Annotated in this window: 11 protein-coding genes and 1 pseudogene; 4 read left to right on the top strand and 8 right to left on the bottom strand. The window is 63.7% G+C overall.

Annotation, left to right across the window (positions count from 1 at the left end):
* Window positions 1-28 precede the first annotated feature (28 nt).
* A pseudogene (locus KXR72_RS01845) lies at window positions 29-1,423 on the bottom strand (glycoside hydrolase family 5 protein); the annotation flags it as partial.
* Between the two features lie 757 nt (window positions 1,424-2,180).
* Here KXR72_RS01845 and KXR72_RS01840 point away from each other — a divergent pair.
* Together KXR72_RS01840 and KXR72_RS01835 are read left to right on the top strand one after the other, a co-directional pair.
* Window positions 2,181-3,323 carry an aminotransferase class V-fold PLP-dependent enzyme gene (locus tag KXR72_RS01840; protein ID WP_437419429.1) on the top strand — a complete coding sequence of 381 codons (1,143 nt, stop codon included), beginning with the start codon at window positions 2,181-2,183 and terminating at the stop codon, window positions 3,321-3,323.
* Window positions 3,324-3,533: 210 nt separating this feature from the next.
* Complete coding sequence (locus KXR72_RS01835; protein ID WP_423705071.1) at window positions 3,534-3,755, top strand: hypothetical protein; 222 nt, start codon at window positions 3,534-3,536, stop codon at window positions 3,753-3,755.
* Between the two features lie 83 nt (window positions 3,756-3,838).
* On the opposite strand, the gene KXR72_RS01830 is transcribed toward KXR72_RS01835, so the two are convergent.
* Together KXR72_RS01830 and KXR72_RS01825 are read right to left on the bottom strand one after the other, a co-directional pair.
* Window positions 3,839-5,515 carry a putative bifunctional diguanylate cyclase/phosphodiesterase gene (locus KXR72_RS01830; RefSeq protein ID WP_437419428.1) on the bottom strand — a complete coding sequence of 559 codons (1,677 nt, stop codon included), beginning with the start codon at window positions 5,513-5,515 and terminating at the stop codon, window positions 3,839-3,841.
* Between the two features lie 92 nt (window positions 5,516-5,607).
* Window positions 5,608-6,627, bottom strand: a complete 1,020-nt coding sequence (locus tag KXR72_RS01825) for a UV damage endonuclease UvsE (protein WP_437419427.1) — start codon at window positions 6,625-6,627, stop codon at window positions 5,608-5,610.
* A gap of 251 nt (window positions 6,628-6,878) precedes the next feature.
* Between KXR72_RS01825 and KXR72_RS01820 the strand changes: the two genes are divergently transcribed.
* Window positions 6,879-8,861 carry a UvrD-helicase domain-containing protein gene (locus tag KXR72_RS01820; protein ID WP_437419426.1) on the top strand — a complete coding sequence of 661 codons (1,983 nt, stop codon included), beginning with the start codon at window positions 6,879-6,881 and terminating at the stop codon, window positions 8,859-8,861.
* A gap of 53 nt (window positions 8,862-8,914) precedes the next feature.
* Here the strand turns inward: KXR72_RS01820 and KXR72_RS01815 are convergent, their stop codons facing one another.
* Window positions 8,915-9,676, bottom strand: coding sequence for an SIR2 family NAD-dependent protein deacylase (locus KXR72_RS01815; protein ID WP_437419425.1), 762 nt, complete (start codon window positions 9,674-9,676; stop codon window positions 8,915-8,917).
* Window positions 9,677-9,935: 259 nt separating this feature from the next.
* Here KXR72_RS01815 and KXR72_RS01810 point away from each other — a divergent pair, with 259 nt between their 5' ends.
* Window positions 9,936-11,276 (top strand): sensor domain-containing diguanylate cyclase, encoded by a 1,341-nt coding sequence (locus KXR72_RS01810; RefSeq protein WP_437419424.1) that lies wholly within the window; start codon window positions 9,936-9,938, stop codon window positions 11,274-11,276.
* A gap of 69 nt (window positions 11,277-11,345) precedes the next feature.
* On the opposite strand, the gene KXR72_RS01805 is transcribed toward KXR72_RS01810, so the two are convergent.
* From KXR72_RS01805 to KXR72_RS01790, 4 genes are all read right to left on the bottom strand, one after another.
* Window positions 11,346-12,842, bottom strand: coding sequence for a methyl-accepting chemotaxis protein (locus tag KXR72_RS01805; RefSeq protein ID WP_437419423.1), 1,497 nt, complete (start codon window positions 12,840-12,842; stop codon window positions 11,346-11,348).
* A 114-nt stretch (window positions 12,843-12,956) separates the two neighbouring features.
* Window positions 12,957-14,204: an NAD(P)/FAD-dependent oxidoreductase gene (locus tag KXR72_RS01800; RefSeq protein WP_437419422.1), complete on the bottom strand. Its 1,248-nt coding sequence runs from the start codon at window positions 14,202-14,204 to the stop codon at window positions 12,957-12,959.
* A gap of 107 nt (window positions 14,205-14,311) precedes the next feature.
* Window positions 14,312-15,739 (bottom strand): deoxyribodipyrimidine photo-lyase, encoded by a 1,428-nt coding sequence (phrB, locus tag KXR72_RS01795; protein WP_437419421.1) that lies wholly within the window; start codon window positions 15,737-15,739, stop codon window positions 14,312-14,314.
* Window positions 15,736-16,671, bottom strand: a complete 936-nt coding sequence (locus KXR72_RS01790) for a MerR family transcriptional regulator (RefSeq protein ID WP_437419420.1) — start codon at window positions 16,669-16,671, stop codon at window positions 15,736-15,738. The genes phrB and KXR72_RS01790 overlap by 4 nt, the downstream gene beginning before the upstream one ends.

The raw sequence follows: 16,671 nt of genomic DNA, 5'->3' as shown, positions 1-16,671 counted from the left end.
GGCCTTTGTGGTGCAGATTGGCCTGCGCTTAAAGCGGCTGGCCGATCGCGGCGCAGCTGTTTGGCGCCTTGGCGTGCTTGACCAGGACAGGCAGCTGCGGCTGCGGAGCGCCGCCTGTTACGTCAAGCGAGAGGATGTAGCTGCCCCACCAAGGGCCGGCTGCCCAATAGGTCATCGGGACGCAATTCTCGCGCAGGTAGCCCAGCAGGTTGTCCATCGCGAGGATGGCATCCGGTGCGTAGTTGGGCACGCCGATCTCGCCGATATAGCCGCGCAGCTTGTTGGCCCGTAGCCAATCCACAAACGGCTTGGCGCGCTTGATGCCGAGGTCCGGCGCGAAGGTTTCGGTCTTGTCGGCGTACATGCCCGAGGTATCGCGGTCGAGGTACATGTGCGCCTCGAAGATCAGCTTGTTGTTGGCGTCGCGCATCCAAGGGTCGCTAATGAGCTGCGTGTTCGACTGTGGCCAGTGCCAGGCACTGGAATAACGGTCGCCGGCAACATAGATCCAGTTGACCTTGTCCACCTGGCGGATCGCCTTGGCTGCCGCTAGGGCTGTCGCCGGCCAAAGACCGTTGGTGTTGGGCTCGTTCATCAGGCCATAACCGCTCAGCGCGGGATGTTTGCCGACCTTTTGGGCGATACGCTTCCAGGTGTTGGCAAACGACTGGACCGGCACGTTAGCTGAGCCGATGGCCTGCTTGTAGTAGCGGTAGTAGTTATGCATGTCGAGCACGACCTTTACCCCGTGCTTCTGCGCAAAGTCGAGCGATTGGGTCAGCAGTGCCAGCTGTGCGGCATCGAGTTCGGTGTCTAGCGTCGGCTGGATACGCTCCCACAGGAAGGGCAGGCGGACGAGCTTCAGGCCTTGTTCAGCGTATTTTTTGTAGTAGGACTCGGCGGGGTAAATGTAGTTGGTGCCGTGCTTGCCTGGCAGGGCCGATGAACCGAAGGCTGCGCCGGACAGCGAAACGCCGACGAGCTGAACCGGGGTGGTCGCGGTGGCCTGTGGTGCAAGCGCCGTGGCTGCCGTGGTGGTCTTGGCCGTCGAGGTCAGGGTGTTGGCCTTGGCAGTGGTGCTCGTGCTAACCGTGGTCGTCTTCGGCGCCGGGGCGACAGCAGGGGCTGCGGTCTTGGTCGTGACGGCCGCAGCGCTCTGGGTAGCCGTACTCGTTGGGTTGGTAACGCTGCTCTTGGCGGTGGTCGTTGCGGTCGCCGTATTGGTACTCGCCGGTACGGCGCTGATGGCGTTCGGATAACCCAGGCGGGCACCGTTGATGACGGTACCGGTCATGAGCACTGTCAGCACGCCGCCGGAGGACTTGGCCGACTTGATCGTGCGTATCTGCCCATCAGCGAGCCGGACGCGGGTGCCGGCCTTGAATGCTTTGAGGTTCGCCGGGGTGGCGGCAAGCGATACGCCTGCCGAGGCCCGCCAGGACCCGTTGTTCCACTGCTTGTTCGTAAGCTTCTTGATCTGCGCGGTGTAAGCGATGCTCGAGACGCTGGCAGGTGTGGTGGCAGCCTGTGCCGTAACCCCAAGCGGCAGGGCGCCGAGCAGGGTGATAAGGGCGGCGGCAGGGGCCAGATGCTTCCAGCCGTGCGCAAAGTGGGTCAGGGACATGGTGTGCTCCGGGTTCACGTATCGGCACGCTTCGCACGTGCCGATGAAGACAGGGTGATTGATCGCTGTGCCATAGCGCAGGCAGTGCTCGACAACGAAACGAACCACCGGGCGAGTCGCAGGGCGCGAATCGCGGCGCCTTTATAATTTGCAAAACCAATCATTGGAATATCGGTCGACTGGATACAGGCGCCAGTAATCCGTCTTGTGTATTGCGTGATATCAAATTGATGCTGGGTGCTCCCTAGGTTGGTCTGCTCGATTGGGCTGCAGCCCAGCTACTGCGAGGGGGGTCGCCAATCCTGCCGTCAATTTCTTGAACGGACCGTTAATCGGCTCACTAAACCGCAAATGGATGTTCTGACGAACGGTGCTCGCCTTTTTGGGTTGCGGGGATGGGTACGTACGTAGCGGAGCGATACCGCGGAGCAAGGGCGGCGGCACGCAGCCGTGCTTCGCGGGCGTGCCGGGCGCGGCCGTGTGAAAGGGTTCGGCGCTTGTAAAGCGGTTTGGCTTGAGGCAGGGTCGGTCAAGGTTTCCTGCCTCGGAGTCAGCCATGTCAGCGCTATACCCCAGCATCGATCCCGATGGGTTGCTTGAGTACTCGGTGGTGTTCACCGACCGCTCGTTGAACCACATGTCCCACGCGTTCCAAGGCGTCATGAACGACATCCGCGCAACGCTCAAGGATGTCTACAACGCCCACGCTGTAGCGGTCGTGCCGGGTAGTGGCACCTTTGGCATGGAGGCCGTGGCGCGGCAATTGGCAACCGACGCCACCTGCCTGGTCATCCGCAACGGCTGGTTTAGCTACCGGTGGACGCAAATTTTCGAAATGGGCCGGATTCCTGCGCAAGCGAAGGTACTCAAGGCTCAGCCGACCGAGGTCTGCGCGTTAGCGCCCTTCGCACCGCCGGCGCTCGATGATGTGCTCGAAGCCATTCGCCGCGACAAGCCAGACCTCGTCTTCGCCCCGCATGTCGAAACGTCATCCGGGATGCTGCTGCCGGATGACTATCTGAGCGCGGTCGGGCAGGCCGTGCATGAGGTTGGTGGTCTTTTTGTTCTCGACTGCATTGCCTCTGGCGCGCTCTGGGTGGACATGCAAAAGGCCGGCGTAGACGTGTTGATCAGCGCTCCGCAGAAAGGCTGGAGCGCGTCGCCGTGTTGCGCTCTGGTGATGCTCAGCGCCGCTGCGCAGGCACGTGTCGAGGCCACTCAGAGCAGCAGCTTCGCCTGCGATCTCAAGAAGTGGCTCCAGATCATGCAGGCCTATGAGCAGGGCGGGCATGCCTATCACGCCACCATGCCGACCGATGCCTTGGCGCGCTTTCGCGACGTGATGCAAGAAACCCGGGAATATGGCTTCGAGACGCTTCGTACGCAGCAACTCGAGCTGGGCCGCCGGGTCCGCTCGTTGCTGGCCGACCGTGGCTTTGCGAGTGTTGCGGCCGAAGGGTTCCAGGCACCCGGCGTAGTGGTCTGCTACACCGATGATCCGCAGATCAAGACGGGCCGCCGTTTTGCCGGGCACGGGCTGCAGATTGCCGCCGGGGTGCCACTGCAATGCGACGAACCGGCTGATTTCCAAACGTTCCGCATCGGCCTGTTCGGCCTCGAGAAACTCATGAACCTGGATCGCACGGTAGAAATCCTTGAGCGAGCCCTGGCGCAAATCCAATCTTCTCGTCACGTTTGATGACCGTTCATCTGGCCGCTGCGTATCCATCGACGAGGGTGTGCGGCCAGGCTGACGCTGCCCTAATGCTCCGCGTTCCTGGCTGTGGCGCCTGTTTGAACCGCTGTAACCTGCGCGCTAGACACATTCCTGAAACAAAAATGTGCTTGCGCGGCCGTTATGCCGGACTACGCTCAAGGTGTACGACGCTATTACAACAAGAAAGAGGGGATGACTATGACGAACCAGAAATCTCAGGTCGTTGCACTCGAACTGTGGCGCTTCTGCGCTCACTGCATTGCTGCCATCGTTGTAGTAGGAGCGGTACTGATTGGGTTCCTCGGATCGTGGGAACTGGCCCTGAAGGTTGGCGTGTTGCCGTTGCTCGCGCTGATCACTGCGGACGTCCTGGCCAGGCGACAGGAGCATGCGATTCACGTACGGAATTCCTGACCCTCATGATCCTGCGTGAGCCACGGCTGGCTTGCGCAGGCTGATACCGTTGCCACATATGTCAGCCTTCTAACGATAGCGCCTCAGCGCGGATTCAGTTCGTAATGGGCTGCCCACTCGACCACTTGATCCGCCGGCATCGGTGCAGCAATGCCGTAGCCCTGCGCCAGGTAACACCCCATCCCCAGCAACATGCTTTCCTGCAGATCGGTTTCGACGCCCTCGGCCACCACCTCCCGCTCGAAGGTGCGGGACAGCTTGATGATCGCCTCCGATAACGCCAGGTCGTCCTTGTCATGCAGGATGTCTCGAACGAAGGACTTGTCGATCTTCACAGTCTGTGCCGGCAATCGCTTGAGGTAACTGAGCGAAGAAAAGCCGGTCCCGAAGTCGTCCAGCGAGAAGGTCACGCCCATCTTCTGGCAATCGGTCAGGCACTGGCTAACGTGCTCCAGGTTGTCGATGGCCGTGGACTCGACGATCTCCAGATCCAGCGACTGCGGCGCTACGTCGGGATGGCGCGTCAGCAGGCGCTGCAGCCGCTCGACGAAATCCGGCAACTGGAAATGCCGCGCCGCAATGTTCACGCTGACAGGCCAGTGCTTGCCGATCGCCGCCCAGGCATCAATCTGGCGTAGCGCCTGGTCGATTACCCATTCGCCGACGTTGATAATCAGGTCGGTTCGTTCGATGGCGGGTAGAAAGGCGTCGGGCTGTACCAGACCCAGCTTCGGGTGCCGCCAGCGCAACAGCGCTTCGAACCCCATCACCTTGCCGCTGCGCAGGTTCACCTTCGGTTGATAATGCAGTTCCAGCTCGTTGCGCTTGAGCGCACGGCGGATGCATTCAATCGTACGGAAGGCTTCCCTGGCCTCCTTGCTGATCGAGACGTCGAAGAAGCGATACCGGTTGCGTCCGCTCTGCTTGGCTTCGTACATGGCCTGGTCGGCGTGGCGCAGGAGCGTGTCCGGGCCTTCGTTGTCCTTGGGGTAGAGCGTGACGCCCAAGGAGCCTGAGACGTTGAGCAGCAGCCCATCGATATGAAACGGCACCGCGAGGACCTCGAGTGCGCGTTGCAGCGCAGCCGGCAGATGCAGTTCATCGACCTGGTCGAGGAGCAGGACGAACTCGTCTCCGCCCAGGCGTGCCAGCAGATCTTCAGTACGCAGCTCCCGCCGCAGGCGGTTGGCGACTTCGACGAGCAGCATGTCGCCGATGGCATGCCCATGGCGGTCGTTGATCGTTTTGAAACCGTCCAGGTCCAGCATGCATACCGCGACCACATGCCCGTGCCGGTGCGCCGCGGCGATGGTCTGGTGTAACCGGTCGTGCAGGTAGACCCGGTTCGGCAGGGCAGTGAGCACATCATGCGAAGCACGCCACTGCATGGCTTCGAGCAGCTCTTGCTTTTCAGTCACGTCGAAACGGATGGAGATGTACTTTTCGACCTGGTGCCCGGCGTCGTCTTTGAGCGGCACGATGGTGCTGCTGACCCAGTAGAGCGAGCCATCCTTGCGTCGGTTGCAGATTTCGCCTTTCCAGATGTTGCCGCTGGAGATTGTGTGCCAGAGGTTGCGAAAGAACTCGGGTGGATGCGTGCCCGAATTGAGCAGACGGTGGTTGGCACCGATCAGTTCGTCCTGGCTGTAGCCTGAGATGGCACAGAACTGGTCGTTGATGTGCGTGATGGTGCCTTGCAGGTCCGTCTCGGAGTAAATGGCCGCGGCATCCACCGCGGTCCGGTATTTATCGTCAGTCATTGGCTAAACCACGCAAAGCGACCGCTGGCTCGCGCCGGGACTGGCGCTTCAAATAACTGACTCGGCAACTGGGGGAAAGTGCGTTGCCCCCGTCAGGCCGGGTTGAGGTAGTCCCAGTAGTAGTCCAGCGTGGCGAGGTTCTTTTCCTTGGCTTCGAACATGATGTCGAAACGGTCCAGGAATTCGCGGGCGTAGAGGTTCGTCCAGTGGTTCCACATGCGCTTGCTGTGGCTGTAAAGGTCCCGCTTGCCGACCTTCTCGAGCAGCGTCGGCATCTCAAGCTTGGCGTCCGCGCTAAAACCCAGTTCCATCAGGCTTTCTGGCGGCTGCGAGTAGTGCATGGTCGGGCGTACGCCGCGCCAGCTTTCGATGATGCGTGCGACGCGCGCGTCGTGCGGGTCGATGTAATCATCCTCATTGATCCAGCAATGGTGGATATCCAGCACCACGGGCGCGAGATCGGCAAGGTGCAGGCAGTCGTCGACGCCGTAGGTCTTCTCCTCGTTTTCGAAGGTGATGCAGTTGCGTGCCTCCTGCGACAGGCGCGGCCAGATCGCTCGGGTGCCGTCCACACCCAGCCGGCCGGCAATGTGCACGTTGCACTTGAAGTCCTGAAAGCGCTTGCCGAAGCCCATCATGCGGATCATGTCGGCGTGGTATTCGAACTCGGCGAGGCTGTTCTCGACCACCTCGGGCTTGTCGGAGCCGAGCACGCAATACTGCCCCGGATGCAGCGACAGGCGGATGCCGAGCGCCCGGGCGCTGTCGCCGATGCGGGCAAATTCGCGTTCGAGCATCTGGCGTACGTCTGCCTGACGATAGAAATCTGCAGCTTCTGGATGGCTATAGAAAGGCAACAGGTCGCTGCTCAGGCGCAGCATGCGCAGCGGTTCTGGCAAGGTCGCGACGTAGTCGAGCAGACGCAGCTGCGCGGCAAGGTTGTGTTCGATGATGCCGTTGAGTTTTTCTCGGGCGACATCCTGCTCGACGCTTTTGAGCCAGCGCAGGGTGGTCGAACGGGGATTGAAGGCGCGCTCGATGGCCTCCAGCTCCTTTAGCGACTCGCTGTGGCCAGGGTGGCGATACATGCAGGCGAAACCGATTCTGTACATAAAGTCCTGTGCGCTGTGTCCGGAAGGCTGTCCATCTTAGTGTCCGCCAGGGGCCGAGTGTGCGATTCAGCAACGAAAAAGGGTCTCGGCAGGTGCGTCCCGCAGGGCTCCCGTTTCGGCGCGTAATCGCAGCGCAGTTTGCTGAAAGCGCGCAAGCCGGCCCCAGGTGGTAGTGCCGCCTATCGGCGCCCAGCCGTGCGGTGAAAAGCCGTACCATAGCGACCCATCTGTGTCGTTCCGGTTGGTTGTTCATGCTGTCTGCTGTCAAGCGCTACAAGCGGCTGGTCTCCAGTGCGCTGGCTCGTTGTTTTCCCCGTACCTCCGCCTATGTCCGCTCCGAAGAAGACTTGATCCTCCGCCGCTGGCCCGACGCCCGCAAGCCGCCGGCCGCGACCGCGAAGAAGCCGCGTGCCAAGGGCGCGGCCAAACCAGCGCGGACCGCCAAGACCGCGCAACGCTCGGAGACCAAGCCGCGGGCCCGCCCAGCCAAGGCCGCTGGCGAAGGGATCTATGGCCCGGCACGCCTGAGCATCGGCGACCAGCAAATCCAGGCCATGCGCCTGCGGGTAGGGCGCGCGGTGGAAGCGGGTGTGATCCGCGCGCCCTCGGAGGAGCAGTGGGCGATGATTCTGGAGGATAGCCCTGTCACGCGCATCTTCGCGGGCGCCGGCTCCGGCAAGTCGACCACCCTGGTCTTGCGGGTCGTGTTCATGCTGTGCCACCTCGAGATCCCGCCGGAGCGGCTGACGGTCATCTCGTTCACCAATGCCTCTTGCGCCGAGCTGCGCGCACAGTTGGTGCGCGTGCTCGCCTTCTGGAACCTGGACGTTGACGCCGAGCGCGTGCGCCAGTGTGTGCGGACCTTCCATGCTGCGATGGCCGTGCTGGCCCGCGAAGTGCTGGGCAAGCCGCAGTGGTTCGAGCAGCTGGAGCAGAAGGGCGCCTCGCCGACCGAGCTGGACAACCCGCTGACCGCATCACGCTTGCGACCCGCTCAGCAGCGCCTGCTTAAACAGGCCTACCAGCGCTGCTATGCCGAGGAGACTCGGTTCCGCGAGTTGATTCATGAACTGCTCGGCCTGCCGGCACCCGCTGAGCCCGACACGCGCCGCTCGACACCCAAGGCTCCGCTGGATGCCTTCAAGCTCGCCGGCGAGCGCACCGCGGCGCCTCTGTTCGAGGTGTTTTACAGCCAGGCCGGCTTCATCGAGAGCATCGGTATCCGCATCGACCAGATGCAGCCAGCACGGCTGAACGGCAAGGCGTCCGAGCGTGCCTTCGTCGAAGCGCTCCAACTGTTCTGGACGCATTTCGAGGCGCTGCTCGAGGGGCAGGGGCTGATGACCTTCAATGCTGCTTTCCAGCGACTGACGCAGTGGCTCAATGGCGCAGGCGCCACCGGCGCTTCGGCCGTGCTTGAACCCTTCACTCATCTATTGATCGATGAGTTCCAGGACATCTCCCCGCAGATCGTCCAGTGGCTGCAGGCGCTGCACGGCGCACTTGCCCGGCAGGGCGCGCCGATCAGCCTGATGGCGATCGGTGACGATTGGCAGTCGATCTACGGGTGGCGCGGGAGCTCGCCCGAGCTGTTCATGGATTTCGACAAATATTTCCCAGCCAAGGGTGCGAAGTCGCTCAGCCGTATGCGGATGCTGACCACCAACTACCGTTCCATCGAACCGGTGATTCGCGATGGCGAAGCCGTGCTCGCTGGCGTTGCCGTCAAGCAGGACAAGACCAGCCAGGCAAACCGAGCCACGCAGCCCGGCGACCATGGCGTCAAATTGATCACCCGGTTCGATCTCAAGACCCGCCTGCCGGATCTGATCCGCGAGATCCAGGCGCAGTGCGAGCACGTCGCCTCGCGCGAAGGCGCCGACCGCAACGCCGTGCTCGTGCTCAGCCGGCGCAACGATCCGCTGCGCCTGATCGAGGCGCAGCTGGACCGCACTTGGCCGGTCAAGACCTACAGCATCCACCGCGCCAAGGGGCTTCAGGCAGAAGTTGCGATCATCGTCGACGACTGCCTGCCCACCGAACCCCACCCGCTGCGTAATGCGCTGTACGCCTACTGCGGTTTCTTCCGCAACAGCTATGACCAGGCCATGGCCGATGAAACCCTGCGATTGGCCTACGTCGCCATTACCCGAGGCGTGAGCCGGGTCATCTGGTACACGCAGAAGGCCCAGGGCGCGACGCGGCTACTTACCGGGCGCAAATCGGGCGGTTGAGGCAGGCATGATTTTCGCGCCATCGGATGCCGCGCCAATTGCTCGAATGGCCCTCAACCCGGGCCAAAGGCCTGCTCGAGCAGCTTCGGTAGCCATTCGCCGGCGGCGCCTTTCAACGCGTATTCCCGTTCCGTGTGCTCGACGTGCGGCTGCGGATTGACGTGGGCGACCACCGCGCCGGCTCGCCAGGCGATGCCGGGCACTTCGGCGGCTGGGTAGACCGTTCCGGACGTGCCGACAGAGAGCAGCAGGTCGCATTGCCGTGCCGCCTGGAATGCCGCCTCGAGCGCGTCGCCCGGAAGGCTCTCGCCGAACCAGACGACACCGGGCCGTAGCTGACCGCCGCAGCGGCAGCAGGCCGGTGGCGAGAGGCGACGGCCCCCTTCGGGCTCGTCTGGACTGGGCAGCGGGGCGTCTGGTTGCGCGCCGCAGGCGAAACAGCGTGGCTGATGCAGGCTGCCGTGCAGGTGGATTACCTCCGAGCTGCCGGCGCGTTCGTGCAGATCGTCGACGTTCTGGGTGATCAGCGTCAGTCGCGGTACCTGCCCCGCAAGTGCCGCGATGGCGCGGTGGGCTGGGTTCGGTTGAGCCTGCAAGACCTTCATGCGGCGCCACTCGTACCAACCCCAGACCAGCGAAGGATCGGCCCGGTAGGCGTCGGGTGTAGCCAGCGCGGTGGCGTCGAAGCGCTCCCACAGGCCGGTCAGCGAGTCGCGAAAGGTCGGGATGCCGCTTTCGGCCGATACGCCAGCGCCGGTGAACACCACGACCTGACGGGCGTGGCGAAGGGCGTCGACGAGAGGGGTTGGGATCATGACGTCATCCTGTGCGGCAGTAGCAGAGGTCGACAGCAATACCACCTGGTGACGGTCGGCTCCAGCCGAAGGCCGGCCTGGCCAGGCAACGGCGATATGCGGCATGAGGTCGCGCCTGGGGCGCTCAAACGTTTCAGCCAGTACCTTCGATCGGCTGGGCACTTCAGCTCTGTTGGATCGGTCGAAAAGCGCGTTGCCTCTGCCCGGCGGCTGCTCTAAAGTCCGCGCCGCTTCCACATCGCTCATGGCGAACCCACCTATGTCCAGCCATCACGCTTCGCCGGAAGCCTATCAGCGCGAAATCCGGCGCCTGCAGGAAATCATCGCGCACAACAGCGACTGGCTGTGGGAAGTCGACGCACAAGGCCGCTACACCTTTTGCTCCGCGCATAGCGAGCAGATCCTCGGGTACGCCCCCAGTCATGTGCTTGGACGCACGCCGTTCGATTTCATGCCGCCGCAGGAAGCCGAGCGCGTCGGTGCGCAGTTCGCCGCGATCGTTGCCGCGCAACGGCCCTTCGCTGGGCTCATCAACCGAAACCTGCATGCCGACGGACGCCTGGTGGTGCTCGAGACGAGCGGCATCCCGCTTTTCGCCGACGACGGCACCTTCATCGGCTATCGCGGCATCGACCGCGATATCACTCCGGCGATCGGCTCGCTGAGCCCGCGGCTGGTGCAGCTCGAGGCGCTCTATGCCGCTGCGCCGATTGCGCTAGGCCTGGTAGACCGTGAGGGGCGCTTCGTCAATGCCAACCGTGCGCTGGCCCGTTTGTTCGGGTTCGATGGCAAGCCGCTGGCTGGGCAGGCCCTGGCCGAGCACCTCGGCACCGACCAATTGGATGTGCCCGGCACCATTGCGCGGTTGGCCGCGGGCGAGGCCATTGCCGACATCGAACTGACACTTGCCGGGCGCCATTACCAGCTCACCATCCAGGCGGTGCAGGACCACGATGTCGACCAGGTCATTGGAATGACCCTGGCCATGACGGATGTCACCGAGCAGCACCGGCTGCGCCGGCAGCTGGCCGAAGCCAACCAGCATATGGCACAGGCCAATGCACGCTTGAGCGAGCTGGCCGATACCGATTACCTCACTGGCCTGCCGAACCGGCGGCGCTTCGATGAAACCCTGCAGGCTGAGGTCGCGCGCGCCAGGCGGGAAGGCAATGCGCTCTCGCTGTTGCTGCTCGATATCGATTTCTTCAAACGCTACAACGACCACTACGGCCATCAGGCCGGCGACGATTGCTTGCGACGCTTGGCGCAACTGCTGCGTGCCGGGGTGTTTCGCCCGGCCGATCTGGCGTGTCGTTACGGCGGCGAGGAGTTTGCGGTGATTCTTCCAGGGCTGGACGGCGCCGCCGCCGAGCGCATTGCGGAGCGGCTACGCGAAGGGTTATTCGCTGCGGCGCTGCCGCATGAGCTGGCACCGACCGGGCGCATCACCACCAGTATCGGCATTGCGACCTTGCCCGGCGCCACGGTCTCGCCGCCAGATGCTGGCGCATCAGCGGGGCGGTTGCTCGAAGAGGCAGACCGGCGGCTCTACATGGCGAAGCGAGGCGGGCGTAACCAGGTCAGCGTCGCCAGCCTGTGATGGCAGGCGCCCCGTTGAAACGGGGCCCGCCCGGCGTGACTGGCTCGGCCTTTCGACCGAGGCGTCGCGTCAGTTCACTGCGAACCGGCCACTGAGCTGGCTCAGTCGGGCAGCCAAGGCATGGAGGCCGTCGCCGTCCCGATCGAGCTGGTTAGCATCGGTGGCGTTCTGTTCGGCGATCGCTTGCACCGTCTGCAGGTGATGCGCAACGTCGGCCGAGACGGCCGTTTGCTCGTGGGTGGCGGAGGCGATCAGTTCATTCATCTGGCTGACCGACGCCATCTCCTGCACGACCGACTCCAGCAGCGCGGCGGTGCGCTGGCTGTCGTCGACGCAGCGCGAGACGTTGTCACGGCTTTCCTGCATGGACGAGGCGGCCTTGCGGCTGCCTTGCTGCAGGCGGCTGATGATGTCTTGAATCTCACTGGTGGAGGCAGCGGTTTTCTGCGCCAGGTTGCGCACCTCGTCCGCGACAACGGCGAAGCCGCGGCCTTGCTCGCCGGCCCTCGCGGCTTCGATCGCGGCATTGAGCGCTAGCAGGTTGGTCTGGTCGGCGATGCTGCGAATGACTTCCAGCACACGGCCGATCTGTTCGGACTGCTGGGCCAGGTCCTGCATCACTTCGTCGGTGCTGTCGATGCGTCGGGCCAAGAGGGCGATTTCCTCGCGGCTGGTGTCCACGGCCACTCGGCCCTGTTCGGCTTTGGCATTGGCCGCCTGCGTCGCCCGGGCGGCCTGGTCGGCATGCGAGGCGACTTCTTCGATGGCGGTCGACATTTGCTGCATGGCTTGCACCATATAAGCCGTCTCGGCGAGTTGGCGGTCGGCGCCGGCGCGCATCTGCTGCATCGCCTTGTTCAGATTGCCGGCCGTGCCGCCCAGCCCCTGAGTGTCGTGAACGACCGCGCCGATGAGCTCGCTGAGCTGGTCGAGCATGTGGTTGAAGCGTTGCGCCACGGGACCACTGGCCTTGCTGCGCTGACGCAAGTCGATCGTGGTGGCGTCCCGGGTGATGGCCGCGGCGGTACCGCGCAGGGCCTCGCCTTCGCGTGCCTCGCTTTCGGCACGAATGGCCAGGTAGATCAGGATTGCGCTTTCCACCACGACGTAAAAGGCATGGAGGAACACCTCCGCCCAGTTTCCGTGGGGCATCAGGTGCACGCTTGCTCCGTCCTGCTGCAGGGCAAAGAACGCCAGGTGATGGATGGCGATGGTGCCGGCCGCTACGACGATCGGCAGCCAGTCCCGGTAGTACACCAGGAAGGCCAGCAGGGCGAAGATGCCGAAGTGCATCTCCATCAGCCCTTCGGCCTGGTTAATGTGCAGGCCTGACATGACCATGAACGCGACGCCTACGAGGCAGCGCATCAGGCGCTGGCCGGCAATGAAGGCGTTGAGCATCGTCATGGCCAGCGCCGTGCCGCCACCGACCAGCAGCGCCTGCATCCAGGTGCCATAGACCGCCCCGATGCCCAGGGCATAGATGACGAGGAACCACAACACGCCGAGCATGATGCGGTCGGCTTTACGGTAGTGTTCGATTGAATCGAGTGAGGTGTCGGACATCGCGTACTGCTCCGGGCGGAATCGCTGTGTAGTTATCGGCGTGCCGATGAGCGGGCGTAGCCCCGTCGGTCGGCATCTATGTGCAGCATTGGCCTGTCCGTATGGCCGGGTCGTTCAGCGTTGTTTATCGATCGCCAGCGCGACACGCATGGCGCTGGTTACGCCGTCTTCGTGCAGGCCATTGCCCCAGTAAGCACCGCAGAAATAGCTGTGGTTGATCCCTTGCAGGTCGCGCGCACCGGCTTGGGCCCGGGTGTAGGCGCGGCTGAAGAACGGGCGCGAGCAACTGAAACGGTGGAGGACTCGCGCCGGGTCGATGGCTGCGCCCTGGTTGATGCTCAGGCAGAGGCGGTCCGGCAGTGCCAGGCCCTGCAGCACGTTGAGGTTGTAGGTAATGGAGGGCAACTGATCCGGCGTGCTGCCGAGGCGGTAGTTCCAGCTGGCGCGCGCTGAAGCGCGGCGTGGTAACAGGCGCGTATCGGTGTGCAGGACCATCTCGCTCTGTACATAGCCGAGCGTGCCCAGCACTTCGCGTTCAGCGGTGGTGGGCTGGTCGATCAGCCGGAGCGCCTGGTCGCTGTGGCAGGCGAATACGACTTTGTCGAAGCGCTCCTCCCCCAGGGGGCTAATCACGGTCACGCCCGCTGGGTCACGGCTGATCGCTTGCACCGGGCACTGGGTGCGAATCCGCTCGGCGAAACTGCGCGTCAGCGCGGGCAGGTAGCCGCTTGTACCGCCTTGTACGGCATACCAGCGGGGACCTTCGCTGGAGGCCAATAGGCCATGCTGCTTGAACAAGCGAACCAGAGGCTGCATGGGGAACTCAATCAGTTCGCCGGGGGACAGCAGCCAGGCCAATGCACCCATCGGTGCGAGGTAGTGGTGCAACAGGCGCTCTCCGTAGCCACCGAGGCGCAGGTATTCACCGAGCGTCAGCTGGGGCGCAATGCGTTGCCGGTCATAATCGTCGAGAGCGTCTCTCCTGAAACGCTGGATCTCGCGAAGCAGATGCCAGAAGGACAGGGACAGGACGTTACGGCGCTGGCTGAGCAGCGCGTTGAGGTTGCGATTGCTGAATTCGAAGCCTGTTGCCGGATCGCTCACCGAGAAGCTGGTCTCGACCGGGGTGAACGCCACGCCCAGGCGGTCCAGCAGGCGGGTGAAATTCGGGTGATTGCTTTCCTCGAACAGCACGAAACCGGTGTTGACGGTATGGCTGCGGTTGCCGATACGCACGTCAATGTCACGCCCGTGGCCGCCAATCCAGCTGGAGGCCTCGAACACCGTCACCTGGTGGCGGCGGTTGATCAGGTAGGCGCAGGTCAAGCCGGAGATCCCGCTGCCGATGATGGCGATCTTCATTGCGTTCGGTCCTTGAGCGTTGCGCCAGGGGCGCCAGCGCCAACTTCAGGCGGGTCGGGGATCTCGTGAACAAGTGTAGGTCGCGGCGCGGCGAGCGCGACGGCGACTCACGATGCCTCTCCCAAGCTCCGAAACGCATTGAGCGCCCGCTCGCGACTCATGCGCAGATCGACGATGGCTCGCGGGTAATCAGCGGGCCCGAAAAGGCCGCTCAGCCGGCTAGGATCATGGATTTCACGCTTACCGAGTTCGACCAGCTCCGGCAGCCATTGGCGGATGAACGTGCCGCTGGGGTCGAACTTCTCGGATTGGCTGATCGGGTTGAACAGGCGGAAGTAGGGCACCGAGTCAGTGCCGGTCGAGGCGCTCCACTGCCATCCGCCATTGTTCGCGGCGAGGTCGCCATCGATCAGGTTGCGCATGAACCACCGTTCGCCATGGCGCCAGTCGATGAGCAGGTTCTTGCTCAAGAACATCGCCGTGACCATGCGCAGGCGGTTATGCATCCAGCCGGTCGCCAGCATTTGCCGCATGGCAGCATCGATGATCGGTATGCCAGTGCGGCCCTGCTGCCAGGCCTCCAGATCGTCCGCGGCATGGCGCCAGGGTAACGCCTCGGTCTCGCGGCGAAAGGCCCGGCCCATGGAGACGCACGGAAAACCGACCAGGATGTGTTTGTAGAACTCGCGCCAGAGCAGCTCGTTGATCCAGGTCACGGCGCCGGGGTTGCCGCCGTCGAGCTCGCCACGGTTGCTCATCAGTGCCGCGTGCAGGCATTGGCGGGGCGATACCACGCCAGCGGCCAGGTAGGCCGACAGCTGGCTGGTGCCGGCTTCGGCGGGTACATCACGGCGCTGGTCGTAATCGGCCAGGTCGTCTTCGATGAAGATCTGAAGGCGCCTCAGCGCAAACGCCTCGCCAGCCGGCCAAAGTGACCGAAGATAGTCGCTGGGCACAGCGAACCCTTCGATCCGCTCCGGAATGTGCTCGGCAACGACAGGCAACGGGGCCTGGCGGGACGGGGCCGGCAGGCACGCCGGCAGCGACTGGTTCAGGCGCGCATGGCAGACCTTGCGGAACTGGCTGAAGACCTTGAAGCAACCGCCTGACAAGGTCTGCACGCTACCGGGCGCGAACAAGAGCTGGTCAAGGTAGCGGCGAAGGCCGATCCCTGCACGGCCGAGCTGTGCCTCGACGGCGTCGTCACGCCGCTGCTCGTTGACGCCGTACTCGTCATTCACGTGCACCGCGGTGACCTGCTGCTCCGCGCAGATTGTTTCGATGACCTCGGGTACGCCGCGCCAATCATCGACCTGGCGGACCAGCAGCGGCACGTTGAGTTCGGCCAGCCGAGACGAGAGCACCCTGAGGTTACGTAGCCAGAAATCGACCTTGCAGGGTGCGTCATCGTGGGCAAGCCACTGACCGGGAGTGATGAGGTAGACCGCGAGCGTCGGCCCGGCCTCCATCGCGGCGCTTAGCGCGGTGTTGTCGGAAACGCGCAGATCAGTACGCAGCCAGAGCAGCTGGTTCATTCGAGATATCCTTTGGCGCCATCCACCAGCAAGCTGGCCTGCAGGGCTTCGAGGGCGGCGAGCGGGTCGATCGCAAGGGTCAGCCCCGCAAGGTCGCGTAGTTCGGCCTGGTGGATGCTCGCTACCGGCCCGGCGAGCATGAGCGGTACGTCCCCTTCAGCGAGACGAGGCAATTGGCGCTTGAGGTAGCCGCTGTCCAGCGGCTGGCTGGCATAGAGCAGCAGACCACGCGGCTCGATGCGTTCCAGGGCAAGCGGCAGCTCGTTCAGTGGCACCGGCCATTCGAGCACTTCGACCGGGCAGCCGGCGCTGGAGACGAGCCAGGCGCTTAGCCAAAGGCCGGGCTCGAATCGCTGGTCGCAGAGGTTGACCAGCAGCAGCGGCGAACCTTGGTGCTGGCGGTTGGCGTGATACAGGCGCGTGCCGAGCTTGGTGCGTAGCCAAGACTGGAACAGCGCGCGTTCGAGCTCAGCGCCGAAGGGTGAGTGCCAGCGCTGCTCCATGCTCAGCAGCAGGGGCAGCAACAGATGCTGACAGAGTGTACGCGGTGGATAGAGCGCGAGCGCTCGGTTGAAGGCGTCGTCGAGCTGACGCTCGTTGAGGCCGCCGACCGCCTGCAGCATCTCGTCATGCAGCCCGCCCCACTGGTTGTGCTCGGCCAGATTGACGCTTTGCCGAGCATCGAGCAGTTGTTTGACCTGGCTTACCGCCACGCCACGGTTCAACCAGCCGACGATGCTCTGGATGCGCTGGACATGGCTCTCATCGTAGAGGCGGTGACCTTTGGCGGTGCGACGCGGAACGATCAATCCATAGCGGCGCTCCCAAGCGCGCAACGTCACGGGGTTGACGCCGGTGATGCGCGCCACTTCGCGGATCGGCACCCAGCCGTCCGCGCCGCCGAGTTCGGGGTCGTCGAGAAATCGGGTCAT

The organism is Stutzerimonas chloritidismutans, from assembly GCF_051486945.1.
In the GTDB taxonomy this organism is placed as follows: domain Bacteria; phylum Pseudomonadota; class Gammaproteobacteria; order Pseudomonadales; family Pseudomonadaceae; genus Stutzerimonas; species Stutzerimonas chloritidismutans_B.
The sequence above is the reverse complement of the archived record's forward strand: the minus strand, read 5'-3'. Positions and strand labels throughout refer to the sequence as shown.

Bases quoted from the DNA above. Each gene is read 5' to 3' on its own strand.
- KXR72_RS01820 (WP_437419426.1), top strand. From the start codon at position 6,879: ATGCTGTCTGCTGTCAAGCGCTACAAGCGGCTGGTCTCCAGTGCGCTG.
- KXR72_RS01790 (WP_437419420.1), bottom strand. From the start codon at position 16,671: ATGACCCGATTTCTCGACGACCCCGAACTCGGCGGCGCGGACGGCTGG.
- KXR72_RS01840 (WP_437419429.1), top strand. From the start codon at position 2,181: ATGTCAGCGCTATACCCCAGCATCGATCCCGATGGGTTGCTTGAGTAC.
- KXR72_RS01805 (WP_437419423.1), bottom strand. From the start codon at position 12,842: ATGTCCGACACCTCACTCGATTCAATCGAACACTACCGTAAAGCCGAC.
- KXR72_RS01835 (WP_423705071.1), top strand. From the start codon at position 3,534: ATGACTATGACGAACCAGAAATCTCAGGTCGTTGCACTCGAACTGTGG.
- phrB (WP_437419421.1), bottom strand. From the start codon at position 15,739: ATGAACCAGCTGCTCTGGCTGCGTACTGATCTGCGCGTTTCCGACAAC.
- KXR72_RS01800 (WP_437419422.1), bottom strand. From the start codon at position 14,204: ATGAAGATCGCCATCATCGGCAGCGGGATCTCCGGCTTGACCTGCGCC.
- KXR72_RS01810 (WP_437419424.1), top strand. From the start codon at position 9,936: ATGTCCAGCCATCACGCTTCGCCGGAAGCCTATCAGCGCGAAATCCGG.
- KXR72_RS01830 (WP_437419428.1), bottom strand. From the start codon at position 5,515: ATGACTGACGATAAATACCGGACCGCGGTGGATGCCGCGGCCATTTAC.
- KXR72_RS01815 (WP_437419425.1), bottom strand. From the start codon at position 9,676: ATGATCCCAACCCCTCTCGTCGACGCCCTTCGCCACGCCCGTCAGGTC.
- KXR72_RS01825 (WP_437419427.1), bottom strand. From the start codon at position 6,627: ATGTACAGAATCGGTTTCGCCTGCATGTATCGCCACCCTGGCCACAGC.